Below are 24,955 nucleotides of genomic sequence, written 5' to 3'. Positions count from 1 at the left end.
CAGTTTTCTGCGCCAGTTCTCTGAGTGAGCGTTCAACCTCAGAGGGCGAACTCGCGGACAGTAAGTGGACCCTCACCCGGAATGAATTCACCCAGCGCTGCAATACGCCTGCCATGTTCACCTCGCTCCACATGAACAATGACATCGAGCCCTCCCCGGGCCAGTGCGGAAACTAGTTCTGTGCTCATTCCGGCGAGATAGCCCAAGGCAGTCAGGCGTGCCGGAACATCTGCCAAAGAATTGGCGTGGAGGGTGAGGCCGCCACCACTGTGGCCTGTGTTGAGGGCAGACAACACGGCTCCCACTTCAGCACCGCGACATTCCCCCAGCACCAAGCGGTCTGCCCTCATCCGCAAAGCCTGAGGAACAAGTTGTTCCACGCTCACGCCACCAGCGCCCTCAATATTGGCTTGCTGGGCTTCGAGCGCAATCACATGAGGATGATCTATCTGAAGTTCGGTGACATCTTCGAGAACCACAATGCGCTCATGATGAGGGACTGAAGAGAGAAGGTGTCCCAATAAAGAGGTCTTACCGGAGCCAGCTCCGCCGGTGATGAGTACTGTGCGCTTGCGCTCCACGCACTCGAGCAAGAAATGCTTTTCTCTCTCCGTCATGAAGTCTGACGCCACTCGGTCTTCCCAGGTAAGGGCAGTGGTGCGAGGGATGCGCAGGGCAATCGTGGTGCCAGAGCTTGCAACCGGTGACAGCACAGCGTGCACGCGAATGTTTCCCGGCAATCGCACATCCACACAGGGATGTGCTTGGTCGATATGCCGTCCACCTCGCCCAATCAGCTCAACAGCGAGGGCTCTGACCTCGGGTTCTGTATACGACCAACTGGCATCCAGCTGCAGCCCCTCGCCCTGATCTACCCATAATCCGGCATTACTGGAAATGAGAACGTCCGTAATTCGCGGATTTCTCAGGTGGGTATCCAGATGGGTAAGCATCGGCCCAAAATATGTAGAAAAATCCATTTCACGGGAATTTTTACCCTGATTTGGGGCTATTTGTACCCCTTTTGCCCCTGTGGAGGACTAGGGCGTACGTATCCGTACGAACCACTTAACGGTGGAAGGCGACACCAGTTGGGGGGAACGGAGTCGCCTTCGTGGCGCCAGATTGGGGGAATCGGCGGCGCCACCAGTCAGATACGAAGCTCTGGACTATTCGAGTGTAAGGCATAAAACTGAAATTTATCTTGTACCCCGAGTCCAAAAAGTAACTTTGTATACAAAGTGTGGAATTGGGGGTAATCTCAATACAGACTTTGTTCGACCTTTAGTCACCGCCCAATGAAGTGAGGTGCTCGAAATGAGCAACAATATTGACAACCTTCTGCACGAAGAACGTCGCTTTCCGCCCAGCGCCGAATTCGCCGCCCAGGCAGTAGGCCAGGCCAGCCTGTATACAGATTCCAAGAAAGACCGCCTCGGTTTCTGGGATAAGCAGGCAAAGGAACTCCTCCATTGGCACAAACCCTTCACCCGCGTGCTCGACTGGAGCGATGCTCCCGTAGCCAAGTGGTTCGATGACGGTGAGCTCAACGTGGCATACAACTGCCTCGATCGCCACGTCCTCGAAGGTCGTGGAGACCGCGTCGCCATCTATGGCGAGGGTGAGCCCGGCGACCAGCGTGTATACACATACAGCGAATTAACAGCTGAAGTTAAGCGCGTAGCTAACGTTTTCCTCTCGTTGGGCGTCACTGCAGGTGACCGTATTGCGATCTACATGCCCATGATTCCTGAGGCTGTCATCACCATGCTGGCTTCAGCCCGTATTGGCGCTGTCCACACTGTGGTCTTCGGTGGCTTTAGTGCAGACAGCTTGCGCAGCCGTATCGATGACGCCGAAGCAAAGCTTGTCGTCACCGCTGATGGTGGGTGGCGTAAGGGCAAGGTCTTCCCACTCAAGCCAACTGTGGATGCTGCCCTTGAAGCTAACGGCGGCGGAAGCACTGTTACGAACGTGCTTGTCGTCAAGCGTGGCGAAAACGAGGTTGCCTGGACCGAAGGTCGCGACATCTGGTGGGATGACGCCAAGGCTGGTGTGGAAGCAGAGCACGTTGCTCAGGGCTTCCCTGCAGAGCACCCACTCTTCATTCTCTACACCTCGGGTACCACCGGTAAGCCCAAGGGTATTTTGCACACCACCGGTGGCTACCTCACCCAGGCTGCCTTCACCCACAAGAACATCTTCGACCTGCACGCAGACTCGGATGTCTACTGGTGCACCGCGGATGTTGGCTGGATCACCGGTCACTCCTACGTGGTCTATGGACCGCTCGCGAACGGCGCAACCCAGGTTGTCTACGAGGGCACCCCTGACGCTCCTCACCCCGGTCGATGGTGGGAAATCATCGAGAAGTACAAGGTCTCGATTCTTTACACCGCACCTACTGCTATTCGCTCTTTCATGAAGCTGGGCCGCGAGATCCCTGGAAAGTTTGACCTTTCCAGCATCCGTGTTCTCGGTTCCGTGGGTGAGCCCATCAACCCTGAAGCGTGGATTTGGTACCACGACATCATCGGTGGCGGCAAGGCTCCCATTGTGGACACCTGGTGGCAGACCGAGACCGGCGCCATCATGATCGCAGCGCTTCCTGGTGTGACCACATTGAAGCCCGGTTCAGCTCAGGTACCCATCCCCGGTGTCGTCATCGACATCGTGGACGAGCAGGGTGTTCCTCAGGACAAGAACTCCGGCGGCCTCCTGGTCATCTCTGAGCCATGGCCTGCCATGCTCCGCGGTATCTGGGGAGACCCCGTCCGCTTCCAGGAAACCTACTGGGACAAGTTCGGTGACAAGTACTTCGCCGGCGACGGCGCTCGTTACGACCGCGACGGCGACATCTGGCTTCTGGGCCGTGTGGACGACGTCATGAACGTCTCTGGTCACCGCCTCTCCACTGCAGAAATCGAATCCGCACTGGTCGGCAACAACATCGTTGCTGAAGCAGCTGTGGTGGGTGCAGCCGATGAGACCACCGGTCAGGCTGTTGTTGCCTTCGTGATCTTGAAGAAGAGCCACGTGGATGACCAGACCCCCGAGGAAGCGAGCGCCTTGCTGCGCAAGCACGTCTCCGACCAGATTGGTGCGATTGCTCGCCCCTCGAAGGTCTACATCGTGGAAGAACTTCCCAAGACTCGCTCTGGCAAGATCATGCGTCGTCTCCTTCAGGATGTCGCAGAAGGCCGCGAGATTGGGGACACCACCACCCTGACCGACACTGGTGTGCTCAGCATCATCAGCGCTCAGGTTCACTAAACAACTACGAAGCTCATACTGAAACACCCCCAGGCCATCGGCCTGGGGGTGTTTCGTTGTTACTCAAGAATTACTTGAAGGAGACGATGATCTCTACCTCAACCGGGGCATCTAAGGGAAGAACCGCAACACCCACGGCAGAGCGCGAGTGAATTCCTGCGTCACCGAAGATCTCACCGAGAACTTCAGATGCGCCGTTGATCACGCCGGGCTGGCCGGTGAAGGCAGGGTCGCTGGAAACGAAACCCACAACCTTGACCACGCGGGTGACACGGTTGAGATCACCTAGAACCGACTTCACGGCAGCAAGCGCGTTGAGGGCACAGATGCGTGCATACTCCTTGGCATCCGAGGCAGGGATCAGGCCGTGGCCTTCTCCGACCTTGCCGGTGGCAGGAAGTGCACCTGAGACCATAGGGAGCTGACCAGAGGTGAAGACGAGATCTCCGTGGATCACCGCAGGGGTGTAGGCGGCTACGGGAGGAACGAGATCAGGGATATCGATGCCGAGTTCGGCAAGACGAGCTTCGATGTTGGACATGATTTTCCTTCGGTTCTTGAGCTATTCAGCCAGTGGTCGTTTGAGGTACGCAACAAGGCCACCTTCGGGGCCCGTGACGATTTGAACGAGCTCCCACCCTTCTGAACCCCACGTGTTCAAAATGGCGGTGGTGTTGTGAATAAGCAGCGGAGTGGTGATGTATTCCCACTTGATGGCGGCCATGAGTCTCCGTTCGGTCTTTTCTCAGCAATTCCGGCTAAATTAGAGTCTATGTTTGCCAAGAAGCCTACGCGTTCAGGAATCATTGGGGGATTGCTCGCTTTTGTCGGCATGAGTGCCGTTGCAGCAGTCTTGATTGCCGCCGCAGTGACCCCCGCTATTGCCGTTACGGGAGTAACCACGAACAGCGCCCTAGGTGTTTTTGACGAACTCCCCGCCTACCTCAAGATCAACGACTTGGCTGAAAAGTCCAGCATGTATGCCAAGCGTGAAGACGGCTCAGAAGTTCTGCTCGCCTCGTTCTATGCACAGAACCGTATTACGGTTCCCCTGGAAGAAATTTCTCCCTTCGTTGTTGACGCAGCTATCGCAACAGAAGACCCTCGTTTCTATGAGCACGGTGGTGTGGACCTCATCGGTACTGCACGCGCCATCATTTCCAACGCCACCGGTGGTGACGTACAGGGTGGTTCGTCGATCAGCCAGCAGTATGTGAAGAACATCCTGGTGATGCGTGCGGAGGAGATTGCGGATCCTGAAGCACGTAAGGCTGCCTACTACGCAGCCACCCAGACCACCATTGAGCGCAAGCTCAAGGAAATGAAGCTGGCGATCAGCATCGAGTCCAAGTACACCAAGGACGAGATCCTCAACGGTTACCTCAACATCGCTTCCTTCGGTGGTCGCGTCTATGGCATCGAATCTGCCTCTGAGTATTACTTTGGCGTCAAGGCCAAGGACCTCTCCCTTGCTCAGGCAGCGAGCCTCATCGCAACCGTGAACAACCCCAACAACTTGCGTATCGATATTCCTGAGAACGTGGAATACAACGAACAGCGCCGTAACTACGTACTGGGCCGCATGCTTGCTGAAGGCAAGATCACCAACAAGGAATACAAGGCCGCTATTGCCGAGCCTGTCACTCCGGTGATCACTCCGTCCAGCACTGGCTGCCAAACAGCTGGTGGTGCTGCCTTCTTCTGTGACTACGTCACCTGGATCATCAAGAACGACCCCGCCTTCGGTGCGACCGAGGACGAGCGTTGGGCGGCTTTCCAGCGCGGTGGCTGGAAGATCATGACCACACTTGATGTGGAACTGCAGGCAGCTTCTGAAACGGCCATCTACGAGCGTGTGCCCAAGATCGTTCCCGAGGGTGACATCGCAGGTGCGTCCGTTTCTGTTCAAGTAGGTACTGGTCGAGTTCTCGCGATGGCCCAGAGTAAGGATTACTCTGCTGATCCCGAAGTTGTGGCATCAGGCGCCAACTACACCTCGGTGAACTACAACACCGACAGCAAGTATGGAAGCTCCACCGGTTTCCCCGTGGGTTCGACCTACAAGATCTTCACCTTGATCGAGTGGCTCAAGCAGGGTCACGGTCTCAACGAAGTTGTCTCCGGCAAGGTCAAGGACTGGAAGATGTCCGAGTTCAAGAACAGCTGTGAGCCAACAGGTGGACCTAACTGGCGCCCCGTCAACTACGCGGGTGCATTTGACTCCACCACGACCGTGATGAACGCGTTGAAGAACTCGTACAACCTCAACTTCATCACCATGGCATCCAAGATGGACCTCTGCAACATCCGTAAGGTTGCTGAAGCTTTCGGTGTTCACCGTGCTGACCAACAGACGTTGAAGTCAAACCCTTCAACCATCATCGGTACCGAGGAAATTGCACCCCTGGCAATGGCCGTTGCAACAGCAGGTATTGCAAATGATGGAAAGACCTGTACTGCAATAGCGATCGATGAAATCATCGACTACAAGGGCAAGAAGATTACTCCGCCCAAGTCCAAGTGCACCCAGTCGGTTACCCCTGCAGTTGCCCGCACCACGGCCTATGCCATGGAGAACGTGCACTCCCCCGGTGGTACCGCTGCCCGTGCTGATGTCGGAGATGGAGTCCCTTGGATTGCCAAGACCGGTACCTCCGACAACGCTGAGCAAAACTGGATCATCGGTTCAACCACCAAGGTTGCCACCGTCGTGTGGCTTGGTAACGTTTCTGGTCACGTCGCACTCTCAAGCGTTGACTTCACCAATGGTCGTCAATACAACACCAAGCAAGACATCTACCGCGACATCATGACGGTCGCGAACCGTCAATTTGGTGGCGATCCCTTCGGTGCACCTGACCCCAACTTGGTCAAGGGTAAGTCCGTCAGTGTCCCCGCTATCCAAGGTCTCACCAAGGAGCAGGCACAAGCCCTCATCGAAAGCGTGGGCTTGACCTTCACCGATGGTGGCGAGATGGACTCTGAACTCCCCCTCAACACTGTGGCCAAGTCAGAGCCCGCCTCAGGTGAGCCCACTGCAGTCGGTGGCGAAGTCAAGGTCTACTTCTCCAACCACACCCTCGTTGCAGGTCCTCCCAGCACCGTGGGCATGACCGAAACTCTCGCTCGCAGCACGCTTGTGGCTGCTGGTTGGACTGTTGGAGCGACTGTAGAACTGCCCATTCCAGATGCGCTGTGTCCTGTACCTCTTCCACCAGCACCAACACCAGCACCGACCCCTTCTGCATCTCCAACAGCATGTCCGGGAACAGCTAACCCTCTTCCTGTGGGTCAGCGATTGGTTGTCGTGCAATCCCCTGTGGGTGGATTCATCAAGCCCACAACGCCGATTCTGATCACCGTTCAGAAGTAATGAGCACTTCCTCAGCACTCGGCCGCGATGTCCTTATGGGCATCGGGCTGGTTGCTGTGGGTGCACTGGCGTGGGGGACTCTCGTCGAACGCAATGCGTTCACCCTGAGAAATGTTGAAGCGAAGGTGCTGGAACCAGGTTCCGCCCCCCTTCGCATCCTGCACATCTCTGACCTGCATCTAGCTCCCTGGCAAAAGGGAAAGATGGAGTGGATTTCTTCGCTCGCCGAGTTGGCACCTGACCTGGTCGTCAACACCGGAGACAACCTAGGCCACCACGACGCATTGCCTGCTCTGCAAGAAACCCTGGTTGCGTTCAAGGGGATTCCCGGCGTTTTCGTCAATGGGTCAAATGACTACTTTGCACCTGAATTCAAGAACCCCTTTGCTTACTTCGCAGGGCCCTCAAAAGCAACCAAGGTTGCCGAGAGACTCGACACTGCATCCCTGATGGAGTTCTTTACTGACGAACTCGGCTGGGCAAACCTCAACAACTCTGCTGCTTCGTTAACCCTAGGCAGTCGTCGCATTGACTTCATGGGAGTAGACGACCCTCACCGCTCATTTGATTCGCTTGCACGCATGGAGCGCGCCCTTGAGTCAATCCAATCCGATGATTTCCTCGATGACGTCACTCCCGACATCACCATTGGTGTTGCCCACGCTCCCTACCAACGCATCTTGAATGACTTTGTTACGCAGGGTGCTGAGATGATCTTCGCTGGCCACACTCACGGCGGTCAGGTGTGTGTTCCTGGGTTGGGCGCTCTGGTGACTAACTGTGACATCCCCCGCGACAAGGTCAAGGGTTTGAGCACGTGGACGCGTGGCAGTCGCACAGCAGCGCTGAATGTCTCAGCAGGTGTTGGTACATCTATCTTTGCTCCGGTGCGCTTTGCGTGTGCTCCAGAGGCGTCTCTGGTCACCCTCAGCGCGCGTGAGGGCTAACGCTTAGAAGTAAACCTCTTTGCGGAACATTCTGTTCAGCTTGCCGGCAATGCGATAGCCGAAGGTGTTCCATTTCTGAGTCTTCTTGGCATCAATGACGAGGTCATAGGTTCCGACACGATCAATGACAATGGGGCTCAGGCTCGTTTTGAACATGCCAATGCCGTGCAGGTGGTGTGAGGGGTCTTTGAGCTGATCCGCTGGCGGGCAGCCCATCATGTCATAGCTCACAGCCTGTCCACGAGCTTTGTGCCATTCGATGATGTGCCACTGCAGCGCATGGCTGGCGCCATAGGCCTTGCGGTCACGAATAGAGGCGCCGTCTTTGTACCAGGCCTTGAAGCCCATCCAGCCGGTATACGCACCGGCCACAACTTCGCCGTCAACATAGGCAAAGAACATCTTGCCCTGGTCACGGTTGGCGTATTCGTTCCAGAACGAAACGTAGTAGTCGTAGGTGCGAATCATGAAGCCTGCGTCATCACCAGTTGCGCCTAAGAGCTTGTACATGGTGCGCATGTTCTCTTCGGTCAGCGGCGCTTCTGCCACGGTCACACCATCACGCGCTGCCCGGCGGATGGCATAGCGACCCTTCTGCGGCATCTCAGCCAAGATGGTGTCGATATCTGGGGTGAGGTCAATCATCACCGTCGAGGAGATGGGCTGGACATTGTCCACCTTAACCAGACCTGCTGAGCGCAGCGTCTGATCTGCCTGTTCAGAATAGATCAGCTCGGATTCAAGCTTGACCAAAAACACGCCATTGCTGGCAGCGAATTCTTTCAGGGCAGGAATGACCGCAGCGACCTGCTCAGCGGAGCCAAAACCTGGCCCGGTGGGTGAATACCAGAGCTTGCCCAGGGTGGGAATAGTGCGCTCAATGAACAATCCGGCAACACGAGGCGCTGCCTCGGTGTTGTCCTCATTGAAGATGAGGTGACGAGGAGTCCAGCCGCCAATTGCCTTCGCAATAGCGAAACTTTCCGCCTGATACATCGACCCATGGTCGGGGTTGGCAATAACCAGATTGTCCCAATTGGCAATCTCTGCGTCGGTCGCGAAGCGCACTGGAAGAGTCATCGAACTAAGCTTAGAGCACGGACTATGACCCTCCCATGAGGCTTGAGCAAAGGATGGAAACCCGATTATGGCTTCTTCCACTATCGCTCGCGCCAGCACGTTAATGGCCGTGGGAACCACCGCTTCGCGTGTTCTGGGATTCGTTAAGGCCATGGTGTTGGCCACCGCCATTGGTGTGACCGCATCTGTTGGTGCGGACTCCTTTGCCGTGGGAAACATGCTCCCTAACAGCGTCTATATGGTGCTGATCGGTGGCGTGCTCAGTGCCGTGCTGGTGCCCCAGATTGTGCAAGCCATGGCTGGCCACGATGGTGGCAGTGCCTATGTGAACAAGCTGGTCACCGTTGCCATGGTGTTCCTTTTGGCCATCACTGCACTGGCCATGGCGTTAGCTCCCTTCCTCGTGCGCTTGTATGCGATGGCGTGGTCACCTGAACAACTGGCTCTCGCTGTCGGCTTTGCCTACTGGTGTTTGCCACAGATTTTCTTTTATGGCCTGTTCAACATTTTGGGCGAAGTGCTCAACGCCAAGAAGGTTTTTGGCCCATCATCTTGGGCACCTGTTCTCAACAACATCGTGGCCATCTCTGGCCTTGCCGTCTACATTGTCCTCTTCGGCGCAGACCCCGATGGTAATCGTGGTCTGGACGACTGGAGTTCAGGCCAGATTGCTCTGCTTGCTGGCAGTGCCACACTCGGCGTCATTGCACAGTCGATCATCTTGTCTCTGGCCTGGCGCAAAGCAGGCATCCGCTACCGTCCTGATTTCCTGTGGCGCGGCGTCGGCTTTGGCACCCTCGGCAAGATTGCCGGATGGTCGTTGGCCACCGTCATCGTGATGCAGCTTGGTGGCATTGTCACCACCAACGTGGCGAGCACCGCTTCGGGTAAGGGTGCATCCGTTGCAGCTCTGCAATACGCCTGGCTGATCTTCATGCTCCCCTACTCGATCCTCGCGTTCTCCATCGGCACCGCCTACTTCACGCGTCTTGCGGAACATGCCCGGAACAACAAGCCCGAAGACATGCGTGCGGATGTGTCCTCTGCGTTGCGCGTCATTGGGCTGGTGATGACGGGATCCGCGGCCATCGTCTTCGTCACAGCACCATTTATTGCACTGGTGCTGATGGATGGAGCCAAACCTGCCGATATTGCCGCCCTGGCCGTTGTCATCATGATGTATATCTTGAGCTTGACTCCCTATGGCATGCTCTTTGTGATTCAGCGCACCTACTTTGCCTTCAATGACACTCGCACCCCGTTCTTCTTCACGGTGCTGCAGATTCTGTTGTTCGTGGGCGGATCTTTGCTCGTGCTGGCATTCTCGCCGGTGGAACTCGTTGCTGCCATGTTGGCCCTGTCCTTCACATTCGCCACCATCATCCAAGTGGCAGTGGGCCTGTTCTTCCTCCGCAAGAAGATTGGTGGCATCGATGGCAAGCGAGTGTTTGTCAGTCACCTCAAGTTTGGAATCGCTGTCATCCCCACCGTGATTGCGGGCTACTTCATGCTGCAGTTCAGTGCTGCCTATATTGATACAGATAACTTGACTGTGGCCATCGTCGAGAGCATCATCTACGCCGCCATTTTGGGAAGCATCTACTTCGCAGTGTTGTGGCTGATGCGCTCAGAAGAAATCTCTGAGCTTGTCAGCCAGGTCAAGGGCAAACTTACTCGACGCTGATGGAACGCCGAACATTCCTTGAACTCCTCGCAGCTGGTGTTATCACGGCAGCCACGGGAGTAGCTGCCGGCATAGTTCTTCCCAAGCTCTTTGAGGGAAAGAGCGAGTTTGGTTTGGGAAAGATGGGGGAAGCACTTCCCCCCGTTGCAACTGATACCCATGTGTATCCGACTGCAGTGCCCATCATTTTTGACTCTCCCCAGGTGACGAAGATCCCGGTTCCATTTGGAACAATCAATTCCATTCCTGATTATCCAGGCACCTTCGCACTGACGGTAGATGATGGAATCTCCTCACAGGTGGTGAGGGAATACACTCGCTTTGCCCAAGAGACCGGCATGCGTCTCACCTTCTTCGTCACTGGCCAGTACCCCTCGTGGTCGGAGAATATTCCTGAGCTACGACCCTTAGTGGAGAGCGGGCAAATCCAGATGGCAAACCACACCTGGACACACCCCTCCTTACTCAAAGTCAGTAATGGACAGGTATCCTCCGAGCTCGGCCAAACCCATGACTTCCTTCTCAAGAACTATGGCGTCGACGCCACTCCCTATTTCCGGCCACCCTTTGGCAGCCATGATGCACGAGTTGACTCAGTTGCCGCCACGTTGGGTTACACCACTCCCGTGATGTGGCACGGTTCACTCTCTGATGCTGGGCAGATAACCCCGGATCAGTTGCGCGAGTTTGCCGGCAAATGGATTGGTGAAAAACGCATCGTCATTGGCCATGCCAACTTCCCTGCAGTAACCGAATGCTTTGGCTATATCAAGGACCTGATCCTGGAGCGCAAGCTTCAACCGGTCACGCTCAATGACCTTTATCTCAAGGCGTAGTTAGGGTCGACCCAGGCTGCTGTAGTGGAAGCCCGCAGCGCGCCAGGCAGCTGGATCGAGAACGTTCCTGGCATCCACAATGCGCTTGTGTGCCATGAGGTCACCAGCGGTGCGGGGATCAAGCTGGACAAACTCTGGCCATTCCGTTACCAACACAGCAATGTCAGCATCCAGAAGTGCCTGCTGAAGGGTGCTCGCGACCTTCAGCTCAGGGAATCGCCTTTGCGCAGGCCCCATGGCCTCGGGGTCATACGCCGTGACGAGCGCACCCGCTTGAACTAAACCGCGGGCAACATCAAGAGCGGGCGAGTCTCGCACATCATCTGACTGAGGCTTGAATGCGAGGCCGAGGACAGCAACCTTGAGATCCACGGGGTCGCCACCACCGTCAGAGATCACACGATCAATCACGCGCTGACGCTGACGCAGGTTGATGGCATCTACTTCGCCCAGGAAGGCAACAGAGGAACCGAGGCCCAATTCTTCAGCACGAGCAGAGAAGGCCCGGATGTCCTTGGGCAGGCATCCCCCGCCGAAACCCACACCAGCGTTTAAGAAGCGACGGCCGATGCGGGTGTCATAGCCAATGGCATCGGCCAGCTCGGTGACATTGGCACCGGTAGCTTCTGCAATCTCGCTCATGGCGTTGATGAAACTGATCTTGGTGGCCAAGAACGCATTGGCTGCCGTCTTCACGAGCTCTGCCGTGGCAAGGTCAGTCTCCACGACGGGTGTGCCGGCAGCGATAGTTGCGGTATACACCTCGCGCAGTGCTGAAAGTGCTCTCACATGGCCAATGCCATCGGCAACACCAAAGACTAGACGATCAGGAGAGAGCGTGTCCTTGACCGCAAAGCCTTCACGGAGGAACTCAGGGTTCCACACCAGAGTTGCTGTGGAGCCCGCAGACAGAAGCTTTTCTGCCAAGCGCTGAGCTGTTCCAACTGGAACGGTGCTCTTGCCCACAACAACGTCTTCTGGCCCTAAGTTGGGCAACAGCGCATCAACCGCTGCATCCACAAAGCGAATGTCGGCAGCTCCGCTGTCGTCGCTTTGGGGCGTGCCCACAGCGATGAAGTGCAGCTCACACCCTGCCACCTCAGAAATATCGGTAGTGAACCGCAGACGCCCCGAGGCTAGTGAGGAGGAAAGAATCTCAGGTAAGCCTGGTTCAAAGAACGGAGGTGTACCGGCATTAAGCGCCAATACCTTTTCCGCATCCACGTCTACGGCAATAACCTCATGTCCGAGGTCGGCCATCGCCGCTGCATGTACAGCGCCGAGGTAGCCGCAGCCAATGACAGAGACGCGCATGGCGTGAGCTAGCTGAAGTCGGGGTCAGGCTCGAAGGAATACGCCACGGGCCACTGGCGACGACCAGCGTTGAGAACACCGTTGCTCTCGATGAGGTAGCAGTTACCGCACAGTGGTTCGTAGTTCACAGCGACACCATCGATAGCGAGCTGGTCTCCATCGAAAATGAAGCGATCGTTGTATTTACGCGCGTTGAAGATTGCTTTCTTGCCACAACGGCAGATTGTCTTAAGCTCTTCGATTTCGTGTGCAATTTCCAGAAGACGTCGAGATCCGGGGAAGGCCACGGTCTGGAAGTCGGTGCGAATACCAAACGCTAAAACGGGCACGTCCTCCAGAAGAGCAATGCGCAGAAGGTCATCAACCTGCGCTTCTGACAAGAACTGTGCCTCGTCTACCAGCAGGCAACGAACATCAGCACCAGTTTTGCGAATGACCGCTTCACGTTCGTGCTGGAATAACCCGTAGAGGTCACTGTCACCAGCAATTAAGAAATCTGTGCGGCGGTTAATACCAAGTCGAGAAAGAATTCCCTTGTCACCCTTGATGTCAATCTCGGGCTTACACAACACGACATTGTGACCGCGTTCTTCGTAGTTATACGCAGCTTGGAGCATCAATGTGCTCTTGCCGCTGTTCATTGCGCCATAACGGAAATAAAGCTTGGCCATTAGGTCAAATATCCATCCTCGGCTGCACGCCGAACCAAATCTGCCCGCCGGGACGCGGGTCTTCCTGCTCTAGCGTACTTCTCGCGCACGCGTCTGAGGTACGTTTTGGCCGTCTCAAACTGAACATTCATGGCCTCGGCAACATCTTTGGTCGCTAATCCCCGGCAATACAGGACAAACGCCTGTTCTTCACCGGCACTCAGGCGTGGTTTGACCAGCTCTTCGGCGTGTTGAGAGGCCCCAGAATCCCCAGTTTCACTGCCTTCTGGGCTGTTCTGAGCCATGCCCAGAAGTGTGCGCATGCGGGCAGCAACCACATTCATCGAGGTGGACTTATCAAAGAAGGCATCGGCACCGGCGGCGAGTACTCGGTCATGGAGTTCAGGGCTTGCCAGTGCACTCATCACCACCACGGCTGACCCCGCCGCTTTACACGTCAACACACGTGCCTCAATCGAGACCGGCTCGGCCAATTGGTAGTCCATCAACACCACTTCGGAAGGGAAAGCACCATTGGCCAGGCACCCTGCCCAGGACGTTTCCGCCACGGCAACGCTGAAGTCGGGAGCATTTCCGCTGAACCAGCTGCTGAGGCTATCGACCAAGAGTCCGTGGTCGTCGAGGATAGTCAATGAAACGGATTTATGGGGCATAGTAAAACATCACATTCACGTGACCATCGTTATTGATGAAACGGACATCTTCAAACACGACATACATCACTCGCAGGAACGAGGCCACATATGTACGCAGTTTTCCTCCAGCGAAATCTTGAGAGGATTCTGTTCCTTGGATAACGCAGGACAACCGTTCACTCAAGGGATCTAATCGAAGCGACACCTGTAATTGAACAACTCCTGCCTCAAACAATCCTGTGATCAGAGCTGAAATGGCAGACTGAGCGGAGATATCAAATTTGCTCAACACTTTCTCTGGGTCTTGTAAAGTGCAGCCAGCTCGTTCCACCCATGTTTGATCTGTCATCTCAAGTAGTTGCAGTCGAATCTGAGCAGCAAGTTCTCTGGCATACGCAGTATCGTCTTCGTTCACGCGACCAGATTCAAGCAGGTTGACAAAGAATTCTTTTGCTTGATCTGTAATGGGTTCTGAGAGATCTTTTTTGGACACTTCTGCTGGATTAATGGCATTTTCATTGACGGTCTTTTGCCAGGCCATCAAAATACGGCTTGCCTTGAATGTGTAACTCGCCTGTCCCAACACCACAATGGCAATCAAAGTCACACCAGATATTGCAAAGTACGCCAAACCAAAAGGTAAGTCATGCTGGAGCCCATCAAGTGCAAGCATGACGCCCAGCGTGAGCACAGCAGCAAGTCCGGCGTAGTACTGATCTGGGAGTGGGCGATATCCACTTGTCGAGGCAAAAATAAGCGCCACCGCAATAGGACCCCAGTCCGTGAGCATCGACACTGTTCCTCCGCCATCACTGACGATTTCGAATACCCCTGCACTGATGACCAGAAGAACCACAATGGAGTAGCTGCGTCGGGTGTACGGGGCGTGCCGTGGTGCTGCAGACCACAAATGAACCAGAACTCCTGCCGTGAACAAGACCAATGCAACAATCAAAAAGACTGGGTAGTCAATCAGTTGGAAGTTCGAGACAGAAACAATTGCGGCATACGCCCATGTGGCCAGGCCAAAAAACAGGGCAACATCCCAGCTCGTGCCAGCAGCAAGAGGATCAAGCTGCTGAAGTGTACGTTCTTGTTTACGCATCACCACCCCCTGAAACCGGAAGCTGGAGCATGACAGCCGTTCCCTGACCTGTATCTGACCAGATTCGGATTGATCCGCCCACGGACTCGATCCGGTTGCGAACTGACAGCTTGATGCCCATCCGATCCTCAGGCACAGCATCAACATCAAAGCCGACACCTCCGTCAATGACGGTGACCGCAAGGTTGTCCCCCGCCGGCAGGATGACAACCTCCACAGCAGATTGGCCTGAGTGCAATCGAACATTAGCCAAACATTGAGCGAGGGCCGAACACATCGCTTCGCGACGTTCGGTCGACAGCGACAGGAGCGCAGTTGGTGTACCCCCCCAAGTTCACTGCCAGACCCTGGGCTTCTTCAGTCGAGATCACGGCCATGAGGTCAGTGAGATCTGCCGATTCCCTTGTGCCACTGTGCTTAACCTGCTCAGGTGAATAGTCACTTGTTTCAATCAAGGCCAGCTGGCTTTCCAGTGCTTCACGAAGTGGGTCTTGCAGCATGCCCGGCTTCGTTGTGGCAATGACTGCCAGCTTGGCCAACACCGTGTCGTGCAGACGTGCAGCAACCCGACGGGCGTTCTCCGCCCGCTCTGCATCAGTAGCTAGCGTCTCCGCACTGTGGTCGAGAGTGATCTGGAACTTCGTGTTCGCGCGCAAGAGACGCGGTGTGGAAATAACGGAACCGATGACAATGATCAAACCAATAAGGATCCGCCAGTCAAATTCATAGGGCTTGCCGGCAAGCTCAGCTCCCACAAGAAGCGCAACGTTGGTGGCGAGATATCCACCTAATGCCCACAGCACACGATCACCAACTCGTGCGGCAACACCACAGGCAGTAATCAGAGCAAAGCCAAGCAGAGTGAAGGGAAGAAACTTCGTGCTCTCCACCTCGGGCATGGTGGCCAAGACAGCCCAGGCCGCAATGGCCAAGGTGGCAGAGAGAAAGAGAATATAAATGGACGCAGACAGGGGTGACAGTGGCGTGAACATCAACCGCCAGAGCACAAACCCCGGGAATCCCACCAAGAAGCCAGCCCACATCACCCAGGCATTGTTCTCATGCCAACCGGCCAGGATGATCAAAGCCTCCGCAAATATGACGGAGTAGGCGGAATACACCAACAGCAAACGGCTGAGTGCTTGAGCAAACAGAATGGGTGCCAGCTGTGCTGGAATACCTAACTGCATCTCACCGCCCCCGTTGAAGAATGTGGTCCTACAAAGACCAGTCTTCCCTATGTAGAGAGCTTGAGGGTCTTAGCAGAGGCAGCAAATGACTTCTTTGCCACAGCAGGAGTATCTGACAGGCGCGTACCAAAGCTCGGAATCATCTTCTTGATCTCAGGCTCCCAACCAGCAAACTCGGCAGGGAAGCATCGCTTGAGAACATCGAGCATGACCGGAACCGAGACGGAAGCTCCGGGTGAAGCACCCAGCAGACCAGCAATAGAACCATCCGCAGCAGCGATGACCTCTGTACCGAACTGAAGAACACCAACCTTCTTGGGGTCTTTCTTCATGACCTGAACGCGCTGACCAGCAGTGATGAGTTCCCAGTCTTCGTGCTGAGCATCGGGGAAGAATTCACGCAGAGCATCAAGCTTCTTCTGTGGGCTCGCCATGAGCTCACCGATCAAGTACTTGAGCAGATCCAGGTTGGTTGCACCCACCGCCAGCATCGGGAAGATGTTGTTCAAGCGAATGGAACCGGGAAGGTCAAACCACGAACCTTCCTTGAGGAACTTCGGAGTGAAACCTGCGAAGGGACCAAACAACAGAGACTTCTCTCCATCGACCACACGAGTGTCGAGGTGAGGAACAGACATGGGGGGTGCTCCCACAGACGCCTTGCCATAGACCTTGGCTTGGTGGCGAGCGACAATGGCAGGGTTCGAGGTGCGAAGGAACTGACCTGAGATGGGGAATCCACCGAAGCCCTTGGCTTCCTTGATTCCTGCACTCTGCAGCAGTGCCAGCGCACCACCACCAGCACCCACAAAGACGAACTTCGCGGTGATGGAGTGAGGAGTGTTGCCGACAGAGTCGCGCAAGGACAGCTTCCAGTGGCCGTTGTGGAGCTTCTTGAGTGCTGTGACCTGCGTCTCGGTGCGCAGCTTCGCACCGTTGGCGGTGATGTAGTTCAGGAGCTGCTTGGTCAGCGAACCGTAATCCACGTCTGTACCAGCAGTGATGCGGGTTGCGGCGATAGGTTCGTTGCCGGTGCGACCATCCATGATCAAGGGAGTCCACTTGGCAATGACCTTGGGGTCTTCTGAATATTCCATGCCGGCGAACAGTGGCTCATCCTTGAGCACGGCGTAACGCTTGCGCAGGTATTCCACGTTGGCCTCGCCCCAGACGAAGGTCATGTGGGGGGTGGAGTTAATAAAGCTGGTGGGTGCATCGAGCATCTTGGCCGCAACCATGTATGCCCAGAACTGCAGAGAAACCTGGAACTGCTCGTTAATCGCAACAGCCTTGGACGCTTCAACCGAACCGTCGGCAGCTTCTGGCATGTAGTTCAGTTCACACAGACCTGCGTGGCCGGTGCCTGCGTTGTTCCAGGGGTTGGAGCTTTCTTGAGCAACCTCGCCGAGGCGCTCATAAACCTGGATGCTCCAGTCGGGTTGCAGCTGCTTAATCAGAGCGCCGAGGGTGGCACTCATGATTCCGCCACCAATCAGGGCAACATCAACCGTCTTTGCATTCACATCCGCCAGTTTACGCGTGAAGTGCCTCGACTACCGCTGTCCTCATTCCCACCTACCGGGAGCAACGACGAAGGCCATCAGGAGAGAATCCTGATGGCCTTCGGCTGAAGTACTGAATACTTAGGCGCGGTCAGCTGCAATCAGCTCTGCGATCTGCACGGCGTTGAGCGCTGCACCCTTGCGCAGGTTGTCATTGCTGACAAACAACGCCAGTCCGCGGCCGCCATCAACGGTCTCATCGGCACGAATACGACCAACGAAACTGGGGTCAGCACCGGCAGCCTGGAGAGGCGTGGGAACATCTTCCAGCTGAACGCCGGGAGCGTTCGCGAGCAATTCGCGAGCACGCTCAGGCGAGATTGCCTTACCGAATTCTGCATTGATAGACAGCGAGTGACCGGTGAACACGGGAACGCGAACACACAGACCCGAAACCAGAAGCTCAGGGATTTCGAGAATCTTGCGGCTCTCGTTGCGCAGCTTCTTCTCTTCGTCGGTTTCGTTGAGTCCGTCTTCGACGATGGAACCTGCGAGAGGAACAACATCAAAGGCGATGGTCTTCACATACTTCACTGGTGCAGGGAAGGTGATGGCAGAACCATCGTGAACGAGGTCTTCCAGGTTGCCCTGGTCAACGGCGGCACGAACCTGGTTCGCAAGCTCTTCAGCACCTGCCAGACCAGAACCAGACACTGCCTGGAAGGTGGTCACGTTCATGCGCTCGAGGCCAGCCTCAGCGTGGAGAACCTTGAGTACCGGCATAGCTGCCATGGTGGTGCAGTTGGGGTTCGCAATGATGCCCTTGACGGCCTGCTTAATGGCGTGAGGGTTGACCTCAGAAACCACGAGAGGAACCTCGGGGTCCATGCGCCAGCCGGACGAGTTGTCGACAACGATGACACCGGCAGCAGCAAAGCGAGGAGCCTGTGCCTTGGAGGCGGTGGCACCTGCCGAGAAGAGAGCAACGTCGATGCCCGAAGGATCAGCGGTTTCCACGTCCTCCACGACAACGTCGTGACCGGCATAGGGAAGAACAGTTCCTGCCGAACGAGCAGAGGCGAAGAAGCGGATGGACTTCACAGGGAAGTTACGCTCTTCGAGCAAGCGACGCATGACCTTGCCAACCTGGCCGGTTGCACCGACCACGGCAACATTGAGCCCCTCGGGGGCGATGACGGTCATCGGCCGGTTCCAGCGTAGACAACAGCCTCAACATCAGAGTCGAGACCGAAAGCGGTGTGCACCTTACGCAGTGCCTCGTTGAGCTGGTCAGCGCGCATGATGACCGAGATGCGAATCTCGGAGGTGGAGATCATGTCAATGTTGACGCCTGCTTCAAAGAGTGCAGTGAACAGCTGAGCGGAAACACCCGAGCTGGTGCGCATACCGGCACCGACCACGGAAAGCTTGCCAATGTTCTCATCCAGTGCCAGGTCAGAGAATCCGATGTCGGACTGAGCTGCCTTGAGTGCAGCCAGTGCGTCATCTGCTTCTGCGGTGGGCAACGTGAAGGAGATATCGGTCTGACCAGAGCCGCCTGAGGAGACGTTCTGCACAATCATGTCGATGTTGATGTCCGCAGCTGCGACAACGGTGAAAATCTGTGCAGCCTTACCTGGAACGTCTGGAACACCGGCAACGGTGATCTTTGCCTCGCTCAGGTCCCCGGCAACACCGGTGATGATGGGCTCTTCCACTGTTTCTCCCTCCGTGGGGTTGTAGACAATTGTTCCCTCGTTGGGTACGAACGAGGAGCGCACGTGCAAGGTCACGCCGTGACGGCGTGCATACTCGGTTGCGCGAATGTTGAGAACTTTGGCACCGCTGGCGGCCAGCTCGAGCATTTCTTCGCTGGAGATGCGGTGAATCTTGGACGCGTTGGGAACAACGCGAGGGTCAGCGGTGAAAACACCGTCGACGTCGGTGTAAATCTCACAGACATCTGCATCCAGCGCAGCAGCCAGTGCCACGGCAGAGGTGTCTGAACCACCGCGACCGAGGGTGGTGATGTCACCGGTAGAGCGGTTGAAGCCCTGGAAACCAGCAACAATGACAATGTTGCCTTCAGCAACTGCTTCACGCAGACGACCGGGGGTCACCTCCACGATGCGGGCAGTACCGTGCTGTGCATCGGTGATCATGCCGGCCTGTGAACCGGTGAAAGATTTAGCGTCGTGACCGAGGGAACGAACGGCCATGGCAACTAGTGCCATCGAGATGCGCTCACCTGCGGTGAGGAGCATGTCGAGCTCACGCGGCGCGTGATTACTAGAAACCTCGTTGGCCAGATCCATCAGCTCATCGGTGGTGTCACCCATGGCAGAAACAACGACAACAACGTCGTTTCCAGCCTCTTTGGTCTCGACAATGCGCTTGGCGACGCGCTTGATGCTCTCAGCATCTGCAACGGAAGATCCGCCAAACTTCTGCACAATCAAGCTCACGGTTGATAACTCCTGAAGGAATATGCTCGCGGCTACGGTTCTCACGAGCTGGAAACTCTATTCTACGGGCAGTTCGAAGCTCACTTTTTACGCAAGCAGTTTTATCAAAGCCGAGCAAAGCGAGCGTACTTGCCGCAGATCCACCCATTCATCGATGGCATGAAGGCCCCCACCGGTTGGTCCGCAGATCAGAGTGGGGCAGACTTCTTCCCACAAGGGGGCTTCCATCCAGTACGGTGCTACAAAATTCAATTTGGTTCCCAATTCCAGGGCTAGGGCCTGGGAAAGATGTGCAGCGGGGCCTTCGGCTTGTAATTGCCACGCTTCACGAGAGGCAACCAGCTCAAGATCCCAGGTCCATGTTGAATCCCCAAGCGAACGAACCACCTCTAGAACCTGGTCTGACCGCTGTCCGGGGACTGTGCGTAATTCAATAATGCACTCTGCCTCATCAGGTATTACAAAGGAGGACTCTCCTCCCCTCACCATCGTGACCATGAGGTCGCCACCAGTCTCGCGAATCTCCTGCGCCTTGTTTTCAATAGCAGAAAGTAGATGCCCTAACTGTGTCACTGCATTGATACCCAGTTCAGGCTGTGAGCTGTGTGCAGCACGACCACTGATGCGCGCTCGAACAACGGCGAAGCCACGTAAGGACACAGCTAGATCCAAACCAGTTGGCTCAGCTATGAGGCACAGGTCGGGGTGAATGCCTAAACCAGGAAGAGCTGCAATGACTGCTTCCGACCCCATGCTGGCGTCTTCTTCGTCTGCGACTAGTGCCAAGAGTGGTCGGTAGGAGGAAGAACTACGAGAGAGATGTTCAGCAGCCACCACCAATGCTGCAACTCCCCCCTTCATATCTGCAGCACCGCGAGCAAAGAGCTTGTCGCCTTCCACTTGTGCAGTGAAGGGATTTTCCATGCCCTTAACCCCGACGGTATCGAGATGGCCATTGAGCACCACCGTCGGACCCTCTCCGGGGCCAACGGCAACGAGGCTCGGTCTGTTTGTCTCATCTTGTGAAGGCACAATATGAATGGTGAAACCGTTCGCTTCAAGTCGAGTTGCAAGAAAGCGCACGATATCTGCTTCTCCCGCAGCTCCATTAACCAAGCCAGGATTGACACTGTCGATTCCGACGAGCTGCGTCAGAAGCTCTACGGCTTCGTGCTCCGGTGACATAGGAACCTCTCCCACTGGAAGTTAGTTGACGGTACGACGACCTTCAAAAGCACGACCCAGCGTGACCTCATCTGCATATTCCAAATCTCCACCCACGGGCAGACCTGAAGCCAGGCGGGACACCTTGATTTCGAGGGTCTTGAGTAAACGTGAGAGATAAGTCGCCGTTGCTTCACCTTCAAGGTTGGGGTCGGTCGCAATGATGACCTCGGTCACGGTGCCATCAGCTAGACGAGTCATGAGTTGGCGAATGCGCAGGTCATCCGGACCGATGCCATCGATAGGGCTAATGGCGCCGCCAAGCACGTGATAAAGCCCGCGGAATTCACGGGTGCGCTCGATAGCAACCACGTCTTTGGCTTCTTCCACGACGCAGATGAAGGTGGGGTCACGGCGAGGATCACGGCAAATACCGCAGGTGACTTCTTCACTGACGTTTCCGCAGATCTCGCAGAACTTGACCTTCTCGCGCACCTCAATCAGCACCGAGGACAGGCGCGTCACATCAAAAGACTCGGTCTGCAGAATGTGGAACGCGATGCGCTGGGCAGACTTAGGCCCAATACCGGGAAGGCGCCCCAGCTCATCAATGAGCTCCTGAACGATGCCGTCATACATGACTAGGCCTGGTCCTCGGGCTCGGGTGCAACAACAGCTACAGGAGCAGTCACTTCTTCAGCAATGAACTTGGCATCGAGAAGTTCGCGCACAACAGCTTCGCCATAGCGAGCTTCTTCGTGTGCTGCCTGTTCAGGAGTGAGCTTCTTGGCCGCAGGTGCAGCAGGAGCTGCAACCTCTGCAACAACAACGACTTCGTCAACGACAGGCTCGTCTTCGAGAACAGCAGGTGCTCCCCCGCCAGGGATAGCGACAACGTCCCAGCCGTCATCAACGGCGGGAGGATCTGTTTCCTCGAAAGGGGGTTCTTCTTCCAGATCAGCAGGTGGCTCTTCAGGAAGTGGTGGTTCTTCTGCCTGGGCAGCGGGTGCTGGGGTGGCAAACTCACGTGGAGCGTTGACGGGGGCAGCTGGAGCAGCAACAGAACCTGTATCCGTCATGCGATCAATCGGAGCTGTCGCACTGGAATCACTGGACACCTTGAAGCCCACACGAACACCGACAGTGTCGAGGATGGCTTGGCGAAGAATCTCGTGCACACCGCCAGGCACGCCCTTCTGAGGGCGGAACGACGCAGCATCTGCTTCGTTGCTGAAGACCAGAGTCAGCACCTCATCTTCAAGAGAGCGAACCTGGGCAGAGACAACTACCAACCACGCAGCACGGCTTGTGGTTTGGATCTTCTCCAGAACTGCAGGCCACGCTTCAAGAAGTTCACGGGTGCCGACAGGTCCGGTTGGAACAACAACCTTGGGCTCTTCCACAACAGGAGCTTGTGCAACAGGAGCTTCCTTGACCGACTCAGGCTTGGCAACGGGAGCCTCAACCTTAGGTGCGGGTGCAGGGGCAGGTGCTACTGCAGGCTTTGCAGGAGCTGTGGGTGCTGAAGCAGCTGGTGCGACAGCTACAGCTGGAGCTCCACCTGTTGCACGAACCAGTAGACGAGCAATCATGAGTTCGAGGTGAAGACGTGGAGAAGTGGCACCGGTCATCTCAGTGAGGGACGAGTTCACCACGTCTGCAGCACGAGAAAGCTCAGCAGAGCCAAAGTTCTTGGCCTGAGCCTGCATGCGCTCGAGTTCATCGGCAGGGATACCGCGGAGTACAGCGTTGGCATTGGCGCCGGTGGCGGCAACAAGAATGAGGTCACGCAAACGTTCAAGCAGATCCTCAACAAAGCGGCGAGGGTCCTGACCGGTCTGAATGACACGGTCAACCGCAGCGAAAGCACCTGCCGAGTCTGCTGCGGCGAGCGCATCTACTGCTTCATCCAGCAGTGCGCTGTGGGTGTAACCCAGGAGAGAAACTGCACGCTCATAGGTCACGGCATCGTTCTCAGAACCAGCAATGAGCTGATCCAGGAGAGACAGAGTGTCACGAGCTGAACCGCCACCTGCGCGCACAACAAGTGCGAGCACACCAGGCTCAACGGCAATCTTCTCGGAAACACACAGGCTCTCGCAGTACTCAAGCATCTGTGCGGGAGGAATCAAACGGAAGGGGTAGTGGTGGGTGCGCGAGCGAATCGTGCCGATGACCTTTTCAGGTTCGGTCGTGGCGAAGATGAACTTCACGTGCTCGGGGGGTTCTTCCACCAACTTGAGCAGAGCGTTGAAGCCCTGAGGGGTGACCATGTGAGCCTCATCGAGGATGAAGATCTTGTAACGGTCACGGGCCGGAGCAAACACGGCACGCTCACGCAGATCACGGGCGTCATCAACACCGTTGTGGCTGGCGGCGTCAATTTCGACGACGTCGAGAGAGCCGCCACCGTCACGTGAGAGTTCAATACAGCTGGGGCACTTGCCACAGGGAGTATCGGTAGGTCCCTCAGCACAGTTGAGGCAGCGAGCCAGGATGCGAGCAGAAGTTGTCTTTCCGCACCCACGAGGGCCGCTGAAGAGATAGGCGTGGTTGACGCGGTTGGTGCGCAGTGCCGTCATCAGAGGATCGGTGACGTGGGATTGTCCAATAACGTCAGCGAATGATTCTGGCCGGTAACGGCGATACAGTGCGGTAGCCACAACTCAATCGTATCGGCGAAAAGGGACATTGCTTCCTTCGCAAGTTCTGCACAATTCTCGGAGCATGACGATTATTGGCGAGCCAGATCGATAAAAAACAATGACAAAAGTATGCCATTTTGGTATACTTTTGGCATGAACGAAGTGCTCACTTATCTTGAACAATTACGAGAACTTGCACTCGATCAACATGGTTTTGTTTCAAGCGCACAAGCTGTAGCTGCCGGGATTCCTAAGACTGAACTTCCTCGTCTTGCATCCCGAGGCAGGATTTCCCGAGTGGGGCACGGAATTTATCGCATCTCCCAAGTGCCCTCCACTCAATATGAAAACCTGGCACTGGCGCTGTTAGAGACCGGTGTTGAGGATGCATGCATCTCTCATGACACGGCGTTGGCGGTATGGGAAATCTGCGATATTAACTCAGCGACTCTCCACATCAGTGTGCCGCAGGGCAGGCGAATTAGGCGTTCACTAAAACCACATTACGAAATCCATCGTCAAAACGTTCAGCCCTCAGATGCGACCTGGTGGCAAGAGATTCCTTTAACCAGCATCGCAAAAACCATCGGTGACTGCATAGTTGATGGCACACCCACCTACCTCTTGCGTCAAGCCATTGTCAATGGTGCGGCCTCTGGGATGCTCAGTTCTCTCGACCAACAAGAACTCACCCAGAAACTTGATCAACGTGGATGATGTGACTTCTCCTTTAGATTTATCTGCATTTCTGAAGACCTTGCAACGAAGAGACAAAGAGCCAAATTCTGCCCGTGTGCTCAATTCCTGGATTTTTGATTTCAGGGCATCCATCGAAAGAAATGAAAAGGACCCCTCGCGCACCCGCCAGAGCCCGGTTACCCTTGCTACGTTTCCGTCCTGGGGGAGTTGGCCTGGGTGGCGCCACGCGAGGAGCCAGTTACCAGTGTAAAGCACACAACTGAATGCTCTCCACGCGAGTTCGTCTGCACCCAAAAGTGCGGTTAGAATAATGAAGTTGTCCTCTCACGCAAGTGAGTAGGTTCACCAGGAGGATTCGCCTAGTGGCCTATG

The 24,955-nt window shown here is 55.8% G+C and carries 22 protein-coding genes and 1 other RNA gene; 6 read left to right on the top strand and 17 right to left on the bottom strand.

Annotation, left to right across the window (positions count from 1 at the left end; translation table 11 throughout):
- Positions 1-38: 38 nt before the first annotated feature.
- A complete protein-coding gene (locus RR877_RS04620) occupies positions 39-953 on the bottom strand; it encodes an ATPase, T2SS/T4P/T4SS family (RefSeq protein ID WP_332551084.1) in 915 nt (304 codons plus the stop codon).
- A gap of 364 nt (positions 954-1,317) precedes the next feature.
- Here RR877_RS04620 and acs point away from each other — a divergent pair, with 364 nt between their 5' ends.
- Complete coding sequence (acs, locus tag RR877_RS04615; protein WP_332551083.1) at positions 1,318-3,273, top strand: acetate--CoA ligase; 1,956 nt, start codon at positions 1,318-1,320, stop codon at positions 3,271-3,273.
- 70 nt (positions 3,274-3,343) lie between these two features.
- Here the strand turns inward: acs and RR877_RS04610 are convergent, their stop codons facing one another.
- Both RR877_RS04610 and RR877_RS04605 read right to left on the bottom strand, forming a co-directional pair.
- Complete coding sequence (locus RR877_RS04610) at positions 3,344-3,814, bottom strand: RidA family protein (RefSeq protein ID WP_110232831.1); 471 nt, start codon at positions 3,812-3,814, stop codon at positions 3,344-3,346.
- Between the two features lie 21 nt (positions 3,815-3,835).
- Positions 3,836-3,997, bottom strand: coding sequence for a hypothetical protein (locus RR877_RS04605; protein WP_204163632.1), 162 nt, complete (start codon positions 3,995-3,997; stop codon positions 3,836-3,838).
- Positions 3,998-4,045: 48 nt separating this feature from the next.
- On the opposite strand from RR877_RS04605, the gene RR877_RS04600 reads away from it, so the two are divergent.
- Positions 4,046-6,646 (top strand): transglycosylase domain-containing protein, encoded by a 2,601-nt coding sequence (locus tag RR877_RS04600; RefSeq protein ID WP_332551082.1) that lies wholly within the window; start codon positions 4,046-4,048, stop codon positions 6,644-6,646.
- Complete coding sequence (locus RR877_RS04595; RefSeq protein ID WP_332551081.1) at positions 6,646-7,593, top strand: metallophosphoesterase; 948 nt, start codon at positions 6,646-6,648, stop codon at positions 7,591-7,593. Before RR877_RS04600 ends, RR877_RS04595 begins: the two co-directional genes overlap by 1 nt.
- Positions 7,594-7,596: 3 nt before the next feature.
- Here the strand turns inward: RR877_RS04595 and RR877_RS04590 are convergent, their stop codons facing one another.
- Entirely contained in the window at positions 7,597-8,673 is a 1,077-nt protein-coding gene (locus RR877_RS04590; protein ID WP_332627750.1) for a peptidoglycan bridge formation glycyltransferase FemA/FemB family protein, read from the bottom strand.
- Between the two features lie 67 nt (positions 8,674-8,740).
- Here RR877_RS04590 and murJ point away from each other — a divergent pair, with 67 nt between their 5' ends.
- The gene (murJ, locus tag RR877_RS04585) at positions 8,741-10,357 is read left to right on the top strand and encodes a murein biosynthesis integral membrane protein MurJ (RefSeq protein ID WP_332627749.1); all 1,617 of its coding nucleotides are present in this window, start codon (positions 8,741-8,743) and stop codon (positions 10,355-10,357) included.
- Positions 10,357-11,193, top strand: coding sequence for a polysaccharide deacetylase family protein (locus tag RR877_RS04580; RefSeq protein WP_332627748.1), 837 nt, complete (start codon positions 10,357-10,359; stop codon positions 11,191-11,193). Before murJ ends, RR877_RS04580 begins: the two co-directional genes overlap by 1 nt.
- Here RR877_RS04580 and RR877_RS04575 read toward each other — a convergent pair whose 3' ends face one another.
- The 12 genes from RR877_RS04575 to RR877_RS04520 form a co-directional block, all read right to left on the bottom strand.
- Complete coding sequence (locus tag RR877_RS04575; protein WP_332551077.1) at positions 11,194-12,507, bottom strand: UDP-glucose/GDP-mannose dehydrogenase family protein; 1,314 nt, start codon at positions 12,505-12,507, stop codon at positions 11,194-11,196. It abuts the gene before it with no gap.
- Positions 12,508-12,515: 8 nt separating this feature from the next.
- Positions 12,516-13,178 carry a thymidine kinase gene (locus tag RR877_RS04570; RefSeq protein WP_280795637.1) on the bottom strand — a complete coding sequence of 221 codons (663 nt, stop codon included), beginning with the start codon at positions 13,176-13,178 and terminating at the stop codon, positions 12,516-12,518.
- Positions 13,178-13,831 carry a DNA-binding response regulator gene (locus RR877_RS04565; protein ID WP_332551076.1) on the bottom strand — a complete coding sequence of 218 codons (654 nt, stop codon included), beginning with the start codon at positions 13,829-13,831 and terminating at the stop codon, positions 13,178-13,180. The genes RR877_RS04570 and RR877_RS04565 overlap by 1 nt, the downstream gene beginning before the upstream one ends.
- Complete coding sequence (locus tag RR877_RS04560) at positions 13,821-14,918, bottom strand: hypothetical protein (RefSeq protein ID WP_332551360.1); 1,098 nt, start codon at positions 14,916-14,918, stop codon at positions 13,821-13,823. Before RR877_RS04560 ends, RR877_RS04565 begins: the two co-directional genes overlap by 11 nt.
- A complete protein-coding gene (locus RR877_RS04555; protein WP_332551359.1) occupies positions 14,911-15,135 on the bottom strand; it encodes an ATP-binding protein in 225 nt (74 codons plus the stop codon). Before RR877_RS04555 ends, RR877_RS04560 begins: the two co-directional genes overlap by 8 nt.
- Positions 15,136-15,163: 28 nt before the next feature.
- Positions 15,164-16,108, bottom strand: coding sequence for a hypothetical protein (locus RR877_RS04550; RefSeq protein ID WP_332551358.1), 945 nt, complete (start codon positions 16,106-16,108; stop codon positions 15,164-15,166).
- A 47-nt stretch (positions 16,109-16,155) separates the two neighbouring features.
- A complete protein-coding gene (locus tag RR877_RS04545; RefSeq protein ID WP_332619070.1) occupies positions 16,156-17,631 on the bottom strand; it encodes a malate:quinone oxidoreductase in 1,476 nt (491 codons plus the stop codon).
- Positions 17,632-17,751: 120 nt separating this feature from the next.
- Entirely contained in the window at positions 17,752-18,813 is a 1,062-nt protein-coding gene (locus RR877_RS04540) for an aspartate-semialdehyde dehydrogenase (RefSeq protein WP_280805246.1), read from the bottom strand.
- Complete coding sequence (locus tag RR877_RS04535; RefSeq protein ID WP_110232819.1) at positions 18,810-20,075, bottom strand: aspartate kinase; 1,266 nt, start codon at positions 20,073-20,075, stop codon at positions 18,810-18,812. The genes RR877_RS04540 and RR877_RS04535 overlap by 4 nt, the downstream gene beginning before the upstream one ends.
- A gap of 87 nt (positions 20,076-20,162) precedes the next feature.
- On the bottom strand, positions 20,163-21,260 hold the full coding sequence (locus RR877_RS04530) for a M20/M25/M40 family metallo-hydrolase (RefSeq protein ID WP_110232818.1): 1,098 nt from the start codon (positions 21,258-21,260) through the stop codon (positions 20,163-20,165).
- Positions 21,261-21,281: 21 nt separating this feature from the next.
- Positions 21,282-21,878: a recombination mediator RecR gene (gene recR / locus RR877_RS04525; RefSeq protein ID WP_110232817.1), complete on the bottom strand. Its 597-nt coding sequence runs from the start codon at positions 21,876-21,878 to the stop codon at positions 21,282-21,284.
- 2 nt (positions 21,879-21,880) lie between these two features.
- Positions 21,881-23,902 carry a DNA polymerase III subunit gamma and tau gene (locus RR877_RS04520; RefSeq protein ID WP_110232816.1) on the bottom strand — a complete coding sequence of 674 codons (2,022 nt, stop codon included), beginning with the start codon at positions 23,900-23,902 and terminating at the stop codon, positions 21,881-21,883.
- A gap of 135 nt (positions 23,903-24,037) precedes the next feature.
- On the opposite strand from RR877_RS04520, the gene RR877_RS04515 reads away from it, so the two are divergent.
- Positions 24,038-24,601: a type IV toxin-antitoxin system AbiEi family antitoxin domain-containing protein gene (locus RR877_RS04515; RefSeq protein ID WP_280805244.1), complete on the top strand. Its 564-nt coding sequence runs from the start codon at positions 24,038-24,040 to the stop codon at positions 24,599-24,601.
- Positions 24,602-24,725: 124 nt separating this feature from the next.
- On the opposite strand, the gene ffs is transcribed toward RR877_RS04515, so the two are convergent.
- Positions 24,726-24,822, bottom strand: an RNA gene (ffs, locus tag RR877_RS04510) — signal recognition particle sRNA small type.
- Between the last annotated feature and the right edge of the window lie 133 nt (positions 24,823-24,955).

Source organism: Aurantimicrobium sp., assembly GCF_036667855.1.
GTDB lineage: Bacteria > Actinomycetota > Actinomycetes > Actinomycetales > Microbacteriaceae > Aurantimicrobium.
This window is presented reverse-complemented; position numbering and strand designations above follow the sequence as displayed.